The following is an 11,717-nucleotide window of genomic DNA, read 5'->3' as shown; positions in this document are numbered from 1 at the left end:
AACTAAACCCTTAATGGGTTTAGTCTAGTTGATGAAGGATTTTAAGCAAACTCCATCTACATTTAATTCATAAGCTTTTTTCAGGTTATTTTTTAAAGTATCAAGTAAAAATAAAATTTTAGAATCAAACATATAAAACTCGGCCATCTTTGATGCAATTTTTGCCAAATTTTCATCTTTTATTAAAATATATTTTGCACCCAATGCATTAGAAAGTAAAATTTCTTCTTCGTTTTTAACAAAAATACCAAAATCTACTTTTTCATCTTTTGCATTTTTAATAACCGATTCATCATATTCAAAACAATTCACATTGGTTTTAATAAAAATATTTTCATAATGACTAAATTTTTGCATATTTATCAAAGGATGTCCAAAAATTAACATAGCTTTTCCTTTACTTTTAAAAGACAATAATTTCTAAAACCACGGTTGAAAATTTTATAATCTTTCATTCCTTGTAGTTCATCATAAACCTCGCTACCTTTATAAAGCAAAAATGAAGTTTTTTCATCATAAAAACCATTTGAAATTTCAATCAAAGGTTTTATATCCATCAAAGCCCTTGATGTGATTAAATCTACTTTGAAAGGTGGATGATTTTGTAATTTTTCTTTTATGATATTTATATTTATCAAATTAAGCTCAGTTTTAATCACTCTTAAAAAAGAAGCCTTTTTAACACTGGGTTCAAATAGAAAAAAATTACTATTTTCCAAAATACATGCTAAAAATATTGCAGGAAAACCAGCCCCACTTCCAACATCAACAACCTTTTTTTTATCAATCAAATCACAATAGTCTAAAATTTTTATACTATCAATAATATTGTCGTCTATGTTTTCAAGATGAGTTAGATTATGCACAGCATTAAATTTTTTTAACAACTCTTTATAAAGCGCGATTCTTTGGTAAAAATCATCTTTATTTGCAAAATCTTTTAAAAAATTTAATTGCTCTTCATAAATTTTCAATTTAAATGCCCCATTTGCGTATGTTTAATTTCCAAATAATCTTTATTAAAACGATTTGCTTCAATTAAAATAGGAATTCTTAAATTTACTTTCCCTTTTAAAGAGCTAAGTTTTTCAGGATTATTAGTCAAAAGATTAATCTTAGTAATCTGATAATGTTTAAGTATAAAATCTACTATTTCATAACTACGCTCATCTGCTTTAAATCCTAATTGATGATTTGCCTCTATAGTATTAAAACCCTTATCTTGTAAAGCATAAGCATTAATTTTATTAAAAAGTCCTATACCTCTTCCTTCCTGTCTTAGATAAATCACCATACCACCATGCTCTTGGATATATTTTAATGAAAAGTCAAGTTGCTCACCGCAATCACATTTTAAACTTCCTAAAACATCACCTGTTAAACATTCTGAATGGATTCTAATATTAACTTCTTTTTCTAATTTTCCTTTAAAAATACAAAGATGTTCTTTGTCATTTTCTTTAAAACTTTGTATATTAAATTCTCCAAAACGAGTGGGAAGTTTTGCTATTTCAGAAATTTGAATAGTCATTATTTTCTTCACCTTTTTACAAAAAATATGCTAGAATTTAAGCAATTTTAACAAACAAAAAGGAAATTTATGTTTAAACGCTTTAGAAGATTAAGACTAAATGAGAATATTAGAAGTCTAGTAAAAGAAAATACTTTAAATTTAGATGATTTAATCTACCCCCTTTTTGTTGTAAATGGTACTAATATTAAAAATGAAATCGCATCTATGCCAGGTGTGTTTCAAATGAGCTTAGATGAAATTTTAAAAGAATGCGAAGAGCTAATTAGTCTTGGTATTAAAGCTATTATTTTATTTGGTGTGCTAGAAAGTTCTAAAAAAGATAGCTGTGGAAGTGATGCATTGAGCAATGATGGTTTGATTGCTACAAGTCTAAGAGCTATTAAGGCAAAATTTCCTAATTTAGTAGTGATTACCGATCTTTGTTTTTGTGAGTATACTGATCATGGTCATTGTGGTATTATTGATCCAAAAAGCAAAAGTGTGGATAATGATTTAACTTTAGAAATTTCAGCCAAACAAGCTCTAATTCATGCCAAAAATGGCGCTGATATGATAGCACCAAGCGGTATGATGGATGGCATTATTGAAACTTTAAGAAAAACTTTAGATGAAAATGGTTTTGAGAATTTACCTATTATGGCTTATTCTACTAAATTTGCCTCAGCTTATTATGGACCTTTTAGAGATGTGGCTGATTCTGCGCCAAGCTATGGGGATAGAAAAACCTATCAAATGGATTTTGCTAATGGTAAAGAAGCCTTATGCGAGAGCTTAGAAGATGAAAAACAAGGTGCTGATATTTTGATGGTTAAACCAGCACTTGCGTATTTAGATGTAGTTAAAGATATAGCAAATCATTCCAAACTTCCACTTTGTGTATATAATGTAAGTGGTGAATATGCTTTATTAAAAGCAGGTCAAAAAGCAGGTGTGATTGATTATGAAAAAATAGTACTTGAAACCATGCTTGCATTTAAAAGAGCAGGAGCTAAGCTTATCATAACTTATCATGCAAAAGAAATTGCAAAATTATTAAACAAGGAGTAAGATTGGATAGTCTAAGTAAAAAAAGTTCTCAAGATATCATCAATGAATTATCAAATTATTTGGGTATAGAAAAACACAATCAAACCATATTTCATCTAACTCATATAAACGAAAAAGAAAAAAAATTAAGCTTAAAAAATGGCCATGAATTAGCACCTGAACCATGGTTTATAGTAGATGAAAATGGCGAAGTTAAAACTATGTTTTCAGTAAAAACCCTAATTGAGTTTTTACAAAATGCCAAAGAGGTGCAAAAAGATAATTTTGAACTCAAATTAGAAAAGGCTATTTATCAACAAATTCCTATTGATTTTAACGATGTTTGGACAGTTGCTATGGATGAGATTAAACATCAAGTTACCAAAGGCGTAAAAGAAGTAAATATTGATTTAGATCAACTAATTAGCAATATTCATGCTAAACATCCTAATTTGTTTATTAACATGAAAGAAATGATGCAAAAGGTAAAACCAAATGAAAGATTATAAAAGCTTTGTTAAATACTCCAAAGCAGGCCCAAGATATACATCTTATCCTACTGCAGTAGAATTTAACACTCAGTTTAAATATGAAGATTATATACAAATTTTAAAAGATCAAAAAGCACAATTGTCTTTGTATTTTCATTTGCCTTTTTGTAGAAGCGCTTGCTATTTTTGTGGTTGTAATGTAATATATACTGCTAAAGAAGAAAGCAAAGAAAAATATTTAAATTATCTTTTTAAAGAACTTGATCTTTTAGCAAATATCATCAACACCCAAAGAGAAGTAGCTCAAATGCATTTTGGTGGTGGTACACCCACTTTCTTTTGCGCCAAACAATTACAAAGTTTGATTTTAAAAATTAAAAGCATTTTTCCGAATTTTACCCAAGATAGTGAAGTAAGCTGTGAGATTGATCCTAGATTTTTAAATGAAGAACAAGCTGATGTTTTGATTCAAAATGGTTTTAACCGTATTAGTTTTGGCGTGCAAGATTTTGATGAAAAAGTTCAAAAGGAAATTCATAGAATTCAACCTTTTGAATTAACCAAAAACGCAGTAGATATGGTAAGAAAAAAGGGAATTAATTCAGTAAATATGGATTTAATCTACGGTCTTCCTTATCAAAGTCTAGAAAGTTTTAAGCAAACTTTAGAAAAAGCATTACTAATCAATCCTGATCGTTTTGCTATTTTTAACTATGCACATGTGCCTTGGCTTAAAAAAAATATGAGAAAATTTGATGAAAGCACATTACCAAGCCCTGATGTAAAACTTCAGATTTTAGAATACTGTGAAAAATTTTTAACTCAAAATGGTTATAAAATGATAGGAATGGATCATTTTGCAAAACCACAAGATGAACTTTTTAAAGCTTTAGAAAATGGTAGCTTGCATAGAAATTTCCAAGGCTATACTACAAAAGGTGGAACTGATTTAATTGGTATTGGCTTAACAAGTATAGGCGAAGGACAAAGACATTATATGCAAAATTTCAAAGACATGCCAAGTTATGAAAAAGCTATTGATGAAGGTAGATTACCTTGTGAAAAAGGTATTATGCTTGATGATGATGATGAATTAAGAAAAGCTGTTATTATGGAACTTATGAGTAATTTTGCACTTAATATAAAAAATATAGAAAATAAATTTAAGATTGATTTTTTTGAATATTTTAAACAAGATTTAAAAGAACTTGAAGAACTAAGCGAATTTGTCACTATAGATGAAAATTATATCAAAGTTAATGAAACAGGAGTACTTTTAATACGTAATATTGCTATGTGTTTTGATAAATATTTAAAACGCATTAGCGAAGATAAAAAAGTATTTTCTAAAACGGTTTAATATGCTAAATGTTAATGAAATTTCTAACGCTTGCGTAAAATGTGGCAAATGCATACCAGTTTGTACTATACATGAGATAAACCGCGATGAGAGCACTTCTCCTCGTGGTTTTTTGGATTTAATTAGTGCTTATAAAAATCAAGAACTAGAACTTGATAAAAATCTTAAAAAAACTTTCGAATCATGTTTTTTATGTACAAATTGCGTTGAAGTTTGTCCAAGTCATTTAAGAGTAGATAGTGCTATTGAAAAAGCACGCTTTGATATAGCTCAAAAATTTGGCATAGCATGGTATAAAAAGCTTGCTTTCTTTTTTTTAAGACACAGAAAGATTTTAGATATCTTAGCAAGATTAGGCTATGTTTTTCAAAGTTGTGCTTTTAGCTTGCAACATAAAAATTTAGGAATGAAAGCTAAATTTAGCCTACCATTAATCAAAAAAGACCGCTTATTGCCTTCTTTAGCTAAGAAAAGTTTTTTAGCCTCTAATCCTGATTTTATAAACAATCAAGGCGAAAAAACTATAGGACTTTTTATAGGTTGTTTATCTAATTATTCCTACACTAATACAGGTTTTGCCTTGCTTGAAATTTGTAAACATCTTAAAATCAATGTAGATTTATTAAAAGATCAATCTTGTTGTGGTGCTCCTCATTATTTTACCGGAGATTTTAACAGCGTAGAAAAATTAGCTAAAAAAAATATCATTTATTTTGAGGAAAAATTAAAAACACTAGATTATATCATTATCCCAGAAGCGACCTGCTCTGCGATGATTAATATAGACTATGAACATTTTTTCCATATGCAAAATGATGAAGAATGGGCAATAAGAGCTAAAAATATTTCCAGTAAAATACTACTTGCAACAAAATATTTTTATGAATACACTAATTTAGAAGAACTTTTAAAAACAAAGAAAAAAACAAATACAAAAATCGCATATCATGATCCTTGCCATGCAAGAAAAATGCAAGGAGTTTTTAAAGAACCAAGAGCTTTACTAAAGCAAAATTATGCTTTTAAAGAACTTATCAAGTCAAATGAGTGCTGTGGTTTTGGTGGAGTTAGCATGCAAACTGATCATTATGAAAAAGCTTTGCAAGTTGGCATAAAAAAAGCTCAAAACATACAAAAAAGTAATGTAGAAATCATTAGTGCAGAGTGCTCAGCTTGTAGAATGCAAATTTCAAATGCATTAGAGCATGAAAAAATTTCCACAAGATTTTTACACCCATTAGAACTTATAGCTAAAACACTTCAAGATTGAAAACTAATCTTGATGTTTAATATCTTCAATGTTTGATCTATTTTTTTCTATTAAAATTCTATTTTGTTCTATGTTTTCACTATTTTTCTTGCATTCATTTTTTAAAATCTCTATATTTTTATGCAAAATCTTTATTTTTCTTTCATAACGATTAATCAGCAAAAACACTATAAATAAAAATAAAATTAAAATAGCCCAATTTAAAAATGCCATATTTATCCTTTCTTTAGATATATTAGTACTTTTTATCTTAAATTACAATTCTTTTTAAATTTGGAGAAAGTTTTACTAAAATTTCATAATTAATAGTATTAAAAAAGTTGGCCATAACATTTGCATCATTCATAACACAAATTACCTCACTATCATTCTCGCAAGAAAAGCTATCCATAGACATTTTTCCAAGTATTTTTTTACCATTAGGAAGAAAAAAATCTTTTTTACCATCATAACGCAAAAGCCCATCAGCATAACCTAAATCATAAGTTGCTATTTCGATATCTTCTTTTGCACTATACATTCCACCATAACCAACACTTTGACCTTTTTTTAACACTCTTTGGCTTAATTTTTCAGCCCATAAACTCAAAACCCTACGCAAGTCTTTATTAAAATGCGCATAACCAAACTGTACAAGCCCTACTCTACAATACTCATCATCTTCTAAAGTATTTGCTCTAAATAAAGCTTCAGAATTATGAGAATGAAATACTAAGTTCTTAGCCTCTTCTTGTAATAAATTATAAATTAACTTTTTAGCGTATTGAAATTTTTGTTTTTGCACAAAATAACTTGCATCTACTTCATCACTTCCTGCAAAATGCATCATCACTCCATGAAGTATCAAATTATTACTTTTTAACCCTTGCATCACTTCTTGAATTTCTTCAAGCAAAATTCCATTTCTATGCATGTTTGTATCTATGACTAAATGAATTTTTGTATTTTTTTTAAGCTTTTTTATGTCATTTTTTGCATTTAATGCATAAATAAATTTTTCACTTTCATTACCATGCGGATGATGAGATAAAATTAAGACATTATCAAAAATATTTTCAAGCTCTTTTGCTTCGTCTTCATTTTTTACGGCTATAAAATTTATACCTTTTGCTCTAGCTATAGGAGCTAAAAGTTTAGCTCCATGACCATAAGCATTATCTTTAAAAACACAAATTACTTTTTCATAACCTCCAGCCTTAGAGGCTATTAGGTCAAGATTATACTCATAAGCTAAGCGATCGATTTTTATATAAGCCATTATTGTTCAGCTAAAATTTGCATTTTATCTTCAACTAGCTTAACATAAAGAACTTTTTCTCCTTTGAATTTATAATTAGTACTACGATAATCTTCATAAAATCCTATTCTAAAAATCTTCTCATTTTTTTCATTTGGATAAGGACTTATGCTAAGATCTGAAAATTTAATAGCTTTTTCTTCTTTTTTAGCAAAAATTCTTTGTTTGTTTTTTGCAAACTGCTCATATGAAAATTTATTTTTATGTTTGAATATTTTTTGATCATAAAAAGATAAGTATTTGTCAATGTCACTTTTTTGCCAACTGTCTTTCCAAGCAAATAAATTTGCCAACAAAATAGCAACTTCTTCATGGTTTGTTCTTACTTTATTTTTTTCTTCTGTCATTGCATATGATTTTCTATTAGCGACTAATTTATTAAAATCTTCTAGTAAATCATTTTGTACAGCAATGCAGCCTCTAGTTTTATAAGTATCCAAACGCGTTCCATCTAAAGGATATCCATGAATCCAAATTCCACCACCTGTTTTACCTAAAGTTTTATCTAAAACGTTTGGATAAGTTGTCGCAAAAGCAAATGGTCCATAATATGGGTCACCAGGATAAAATTTCTTTCCAAGCTCATAAAAACCTATAGGAGTTTTTAAATCCCCTTCTATTTCTTTATCTCCAGCCAAACCAGTTAAAACATCTTTTTGAATAAATTTCTTTTCTACTTTTCCATCATTATAATGATAAACTCTAATGATTTTATCGCTTTTATTAGTCAATACAATAGCTACATTTTCTTCATAGTAACCAAGGCTAACATTTTTATCTTTTATCTCATCAAGCCAAAAATCTTTCTTACTTAATTCTTGCTCTAACACCTTTTCAACTGCATCAATACCTTGATTTAAATAAATTTTTGCAAGATCGCTTGCATTTACAAATACAACCAGACTAAATAATACTAATATAGTTTTAAACAATTTATACCTTTCTATTAAAATTTAAAACAACAAAGAGATAATTATAATATTTTTACAATAAATATATTTTTAATTTTTTCCGTGTATAATGTTTATGATTGACTAAAAAATATAAAGGAATGATAATGAAAAAATTACTTAGTTTAGCTATATTAAGCACCTTTGCTATTGCAAATGAAATCACTATAAATGATCCTTATGTTAGACAAACTCCGCCAAATTCTAAAACAACAGCAATTTTTTTAGAGCTTAAAAATAATTCTGATAAAGATATAAAACTAATAAAAGCTCAAAGCTCATTAAGTGATACAACCGAAATTCACGATCATATCATGGAAAATGGTAAAAAAATGATGGTGCAAATCCCTCAAATTACTATAAAAGCTAATTCAAGTGCTGAACTTAAGCCAGGTGGCATGCATATTATGATACTAAATCTTAAAGAAAATATCACACCTCAAACCAAAGCTAATTTAACACTATATTTTGATGATAATAGCACAATTGAACTAAAAGATATCAAGTCAAGAAGTATTAAAAAATAATGAAAAATCTACTTGTCTTTGCCCTAGCTATAGTCTTTGCTATATGCGGGGCTTATTTTTATACTAATTCAACAAATTCTGGAAAAAAAAGAGAGTTAATCACCACTCTAACGCCTTTAGCATGCGATCTAAACACTCAAGAGTGTGAGTATAATTTTAAAGATAAAAAAATCTTGATAAATTTAAACCCAAAGCCTATAGTTACACTAAATGAACTTGATTTAAATATCACTAATTTAGGTGAGTTTAAAAAACTAAACGCTAGAGTTTATGGACTTAATATGTATATGGGAGATATTGTTCCACAATTTAAAAAAATCAACAACACTTATCATGCTAAATTAGTTTTAAGTTCTTGCACACTAGATGTGATGCGTTTTAGAATAGAACTTTTTGATGATGAAACTCCGCTAGATTTTTATTTTGACTTTGATGTAAAAAGGTAAAATATGAAAAAAATAAATATTTTTTTATTAATTGTGGTAATTTTTGGGGTATTTTTTATATCAGTGCAGTATTTTGAAAATAACAAATACAATTTTCACTTAAATTCTGAAAAAGGCATGCTTAGTTTAAAAGATTTTATCGGTAAAAAATTGATTGTATATTTTGGCTATACATATTGTCCTGATGTTTGCCCTAGTGAACTTGCCTTAATTGCTAATGTTTTAGAAAAAATGCCAAATAAAGAAAAAGCTCATGTGGTGTTTATCTCACTAGATCCAGCAAGAGATAGCAATCTAACTCAAACTAGTCAATGGGTAAAATATTTTTATCCAAATTCTACTGCTTTAATTGCTAAAGATGAAAAAGAATTAGAAAAAGTTACTAAAAATTATGGTGTGGTATATGAAAAAATCAATCTTAAAGATTCTGCTATGGGGTATTCTATAGCACATAGTGGTGAATTTTATCTGATTGATGAAAAGGGAAAATTTATTAAAACCATAAAAGATATTAGTTATGAAAGCTTTTTTAACGAAATTCAAAAATTCTTAAACGAATAAATTTTTACAATTCATTCGTTTCTTAAAGTATCTAAAATATCTACTTGAGTTGCTTTTTTGGCAGGATAATAAGAAGATAAACTTACAATCACAATAGCTCCAAAAAGTGTAATACAAAAATCAACTAAAGAAAGTTCTAAAGGCAATTTACTCATACCATAAACATCGCTTGGCAAAGAAATAATATCAAAATTTCCAAGCACCCATAAAGCTATAGCTGCAAGAATCACACCTGCTATAATACCACTTCCACCTATTAAAAACCCTAAAGAAAAAAAGGTTTTTTTAATCTCTAGCTTACTAGCACCTAAGGAAAGCAATAAAGCTATTTCGCTGCGTCTATTCATCACTATCATCAATAAAGAGCTTACTATGTTTAAACTTGCAACTAAAATAATCAACATTAATACTATAAACAAAGCCCTTTTTTCTAAAGCAAGAGCTGCAAAGAAATTCCCATTTTGTTCCCACCAACCGATACTAGCATATCTTGCACCCAAAAAAACATCAATTTGTTTAATATCTTCAAAGGGTTTATTTGAATACACATGCACTCCATCATAATTTCCTTGAGGATATGATAAAATTTTAGCTAAGGCTCTAGCATCTGTATACATATAAGCTTTATCATAGGCTAATAACCCTGAAGAAAAATCAGCCTTAACATCAAATCTTTTAACCTGCGGGATAAGCGAAAGACCACTAGCATTAAGATTGGAAAAAATTAGAGTTATTTTTTCATTATAATCTAGTCCAAATTCTTCTTTTAAACCCTTACCAATTAAAATATCAAAATTATCTAATTTTTTATCTTCTAAAGCTTGAGCTACTACCTCATTGATCTTTTTTTCATCTTCAAAATTAACCCCAAAAAGCATACCGCCTTCTAATTTTAAATCATTTCTTGCTATAACTTGAGTAGCAATATAAGGACTAAATAATAAATTTGGAAATTTGATTCTTAATTCTTGTAATAATTTATCATCCACACTTGCTCCAAAACGTGGCAATATAGTGATAGGATAATTCATAGTAAAAAGTTTTCTTTCAAATTCCTTATCAAAACCATTCATAATAGCCATTGCAACTAAAAGCACGCAAAGCCCTATACTCACACCTAAAAAGGCTAAAATTTTTGAAAGCATGATAAAGGGTTGATCTTTATCAAAACGCAAATATTTAAATAATAAATAACAAGGGATACTTTTTTGCATTTTATACTCTTAATATTTTTTTAAGTATTTTAACTTGATTTTTATAAAAGCTAGCTTTGTATTTATTTAAGATAATATACAAAGGCACTATTATCATGAAATTCAACTATAAATCTTAAAGGTAAAATTCTTACATAAGTTTCACTTTGCGCACTTGCTTGTTCACTTTTTACAAAATCTTTTACATCTATTTTTGCATTAAAAAAGCAATCAATTAAATCATTTTTGTGAGCATTTAAAAAATTAAATTTATCTAATTTTGTCATTTTCTCTTCATCTACCATGCCAAAATCATTGCGCACTAAAGACTTCAAGTCACTTGATGTATAAACTAACTCACAAGCATATTCTAAATTCTTTTTTTTGCTCTTGGTCATAGCCATAGAAATAGTTTCATTTTGATGAAAAAGGATTAAATTTTTATTAGAGAGTTCTGCCCAAAATATAAACTCATCTTGGGCAGTAGCATTAAAAATTATAAGGATTAATAAGCAAACAATTCTTTCCACTTGTCAGCATCGATTTTAAGTTCTACATTTACTCTATAAAGACCATCTTTAAAGTCTTGATCAACTACACTTGCATTTTTAATCAAACCATTTACTTGTGCTGTAATAGTTGAACTTTTAAGCATTGCATCTTTTACTGTATCTTTACCATTAACTCTTACACCATATAACTTACTAGCTAATTGTCTATAAGCATCAGTGATTGCTGCTCTTTTAGCTAAAGCCAAAGCTTGACCAACAGAAACTGTATTTAAAGGAGCAATACCCTCACCCACTGCTGTAAAAGTTAAATCATTGTCTGTGCTTGTATCATTTGCAAGCATTTTTTCTTCTCTAATGATATTACGCACATCATCTTTGTCTACTTTTTGAACTACAACATCAGAACTTGCAGCTTGAGTAGCTTGAGCTTGAGCAGGTTTCGTACCTCTTTGATCTAGTGCACACGCACTAAAACCTAAAGCCAAACAAAACATAAAAATAACTTTTTTCATTTTTACACCTTCAATTTATTTGATATTATTTAAGATAG

The 11,717-nt window shown here is 28.2% G+C and carries 16 protein-coding genes; 7 read left to right on the top strand and 9 right to left on the bottom strand.

Annotated features, from left to right (window positions below; all coding sequences use genetic code 11):
• Window positions 1-24: 24 nt before the first annotated feature.
• From CAMP5118_RS05805 to ribA, 3 genes are read right to left on the bottom strand one after another with little or no spacing between them, the layout of a single operon-like run.
• Window positions 25-387 (bottom strand): hypothetical protein, encoded by a 363-nt coding sequence (locus tag CAMP5118_RS05805; RefSeq protein WP_263664190.1) that lies wholly within the window; start codon window positions 385-387, stop codon window positions 25-27.
• Window positions 381-968 carry a 16S rRNA (guanine(527)-N(7))-methyltransferase RsmG gene (gene rsmG / locus CAMP5118_RS05800; RefSeq protein WP_442863232.1) on the bottom strand — a complete coding sequence of 196 codons (588 nt, stop codon included), beginning with the start codon at window positions 966-968 and terminating at the stop codon, window positions 381-383. Before rsmG ends, CAMP5118_RS05805 begins: the two co-directional genes overlap by 7 nt.
• 2 nt (window positions 969-970) lie before the next feature.
• Complete coding sequence (gene ribA / locus CAMP5118_RS05795; RefSeq protein WP_263679656.1) at window positions 971-1,531, bottom strand: GTP cyclohydrolase II; 561 nt, start codon at window positions 1,529-1,531, stop codon at window positions 971-973.
• 69 nt (window positions 1,532-1,600) lie between these two features.
• On the opposite strand from ribA, the gene hemB reads away from it, so the two are divergent.
• The 4 genes from hemB to CAMP5118_RS05775 are packed head-to-tail and all read left to right on the top strand — an operon-like array spanning window position 1,601 to window position 5,681.
• Entirely contained in the window at window positions 1,601-2,581 is a 981-nt protein-coding gene (gene hemB, locus CAMP5118_RS05790) for a porphobilinogen synthase (RefSeq protein ID WP_337216833.1), read from the top strand.
• 2 nt (window positions 2,582-2,583) lie between these two features.
• Complete coding sequence (locus CAMP5118_RS05785; RefSeq protein ID WP_263679654.1) at window positions 2,584-3,069, top strand: DUF2603 domain-containing protein; 486 nt, start codon at window positions 2,584-2,586, stop codon at window positions 3,067-3,069.
• On the top strand, window positions 3,056-4,411 hold the full coding sequence (gene hemN, locus CAMP5118_RS05780; protein WP_263679653.1) for an oxygen-independent coproporphyrinogen III oxidase: 1,356 nt from the start codon (window positions 3,056-3,058) through the stop codon (window positions 4,409-4,411). The genes CAMP5118_RS05785 and hemN overlap by 14 nt, the downstream gene beginning before the upstream one ends.
• A gap of 1 nt (window position 4,412) precedes the next feature.
• Window positions 4,413-5,681: a (Fe-S)-binding protein gene (locus CAMP5118_RS05775; RefSeq protein ID WP_263679652.1), complete on the top strand. Its 1,269-nt coding sequence runs from the start codon at window positions 4,413-4,415 to the stop codon at window positions 5,679-5,681.
• 3 nt (window positions 5,682-5,684) lie between these two features.
• Here CAMP5118_RS05775 and CAMP5118_RS05770 read toward each other — a convergent pair whose 3' ends face one another.
• The 3 genes from CAMP5118_RS05770 to CAMP5118_RS05760 are packed head-to-tail and all read right to left on the bottom strand — an operon-like array spanning window position 5,685 to window position 7,925.
• On the bottom strand, window positions 5,685-5,894 hold the full coding sequence (locus CAMP5118_RS05770; protein ID WP_012661838.1) for a hypothetical protein: 210 nt from the start codon (window positions 5,892-5,894) through the stop codon (window positions 5,685-5,687).
• Between the two features lie 37 nt (window positions 5,895-5,931).
• Window positions 5,932-6,939 carry an alanine racemase gene (locus tag CAMP5118_RS05765; protein ID WP_337216832.1) on the bottom strand — a complete coding sequence of 336 codons (1,008 nt, stop codon included), beginning with the start codon at window positions 6,937-6,939 and terminating at the stop codon, window positions 5,932-5,934.
• Window positions 6,939-7,925: a L,D-transpeptidase family protein gene (locus tag CAMP5118_RS05760; protein ID WP_442863231.1), complete on the bottom strand. Its 987-nt coding sequence runs from the start codon at window positions 7,923-7,925 to the stop codon at window positions 6,939-6,941. Before CAMP5118_RS05760 ends, CAMP5118_RS05765 begins: the two co-directional genes overlap by 1 nt.
• Before the next feature lie 110 nt (window positions 7,926-8,035).
• On the opposite strand from CAMP5118_RS05760, the gene CAMP5118_RS05755 reads away from it, so the two are divergent.
• From CAMP5118_RS05755 to CAMP5118_RS05745, 3 genes are read left to right on the top strand one after another with little or no spacing between them, the layout of a single operon-like run.
• A complete protein-coding gene (locus CAMP5118_RS05755) occupies window positions 8,036-8,455 on the top strand; it encodes a copper chaperone PCu(A)C (protein WP_039668649.1) in 420 nt (139 codons plus the stop codon).
• Complete coding sequence (locus tag CAMP5118_RS05750) at window positions 8,455-8,901, top strand: hypothetical protein (RefSeq protein WP_263679649.1); 447 nt, start codon at window positions 8,455-8,457, stop codon at window positions 8,899-8,901. The genes CAMP5118_RS05755 and CAMP5118_RS05750 overlap by 1 nt, the downstream gene beginning before the upstream one ends.
• Window positions 8,902-8,904: 3 nt before the next feature.
• Window positions 8,905-9,462: an SCO family protein gene (locus CAMP5118_RS05745; RefSeq protein ID WP_263679648.1), complete on the top strand. Its 558-nt coding sequence runs from the start codon at window positions 8,905-8,907 to the stop codon at window positions 9,460-9,462.
• 11 nt (window positions 9,463-9,473) lie between these two features.
• Here CAMP5118_RS05745 and CAMP5118_RS05740 read toward each other — a convergent pair whose 3' ends face one another.
• From CAMP5118_RS05740 to CAMP5118_RS05730, 3 genes are all read right to left on the bottom strand, one after another.
• Window positions 9,474-10,676 carry an ABC transporter permease gene (locus CAMP5118_RS05740; RefSeq protein WP_263679647.1) on the bottom strand — a complete coding sequence of 401 codons (1,203 nt, stop codon included), beginning with the start codon at window positions 10,674-10,676 and terminating at the stop codon, window positions 9,474-9,476.
• Between the two features lie 62 nt (window positions 10,677-10,738).
• Window positions 10,739-11,185, bottom strand: coding sequence for a hypothetical protein (locus CAMP5118_RS05735; RefSeq protein ID WP_263679646.1), 447 nt, complete (start codon window positions 11,183-11,185; stop codon window positions 10,739-10,741).
• Window positions 11,161-11,679 carry an LPP20 family lipoprotein gene (locus CAMP5118_RS05730; RefSeq protein WP_263679645.1) on the bottom strand — a complete coding sequence of 173 codons (519 nt, stop codon included), beginning with the start codon at window positions 11,677-11,679 and terminating at the stop codon, window positions 11,161-11,163. Before CAMP5118_RS05730 ends, CAMP5118_RS05735 begins: the two co-directional genes overlap by 25 nt.
• Window positions 11,680-11,717: the final 38 nt, after the last annotated feature.

The sequence above is a fragment of the Campylobacter sp. LMG 7929 genome (assembly GCF_024723595.1).
Classification (GTDB): domain Bacteria; phylum Campylobacterota; class Campylobacteria; order Campylobacterales; family Campylobacteraceae; genus Campylobacter_D.
Note: the sequence above shows the minus strand (reverse complement) of the source record. Positions and strands in the feature narration are given on the sequence as shown.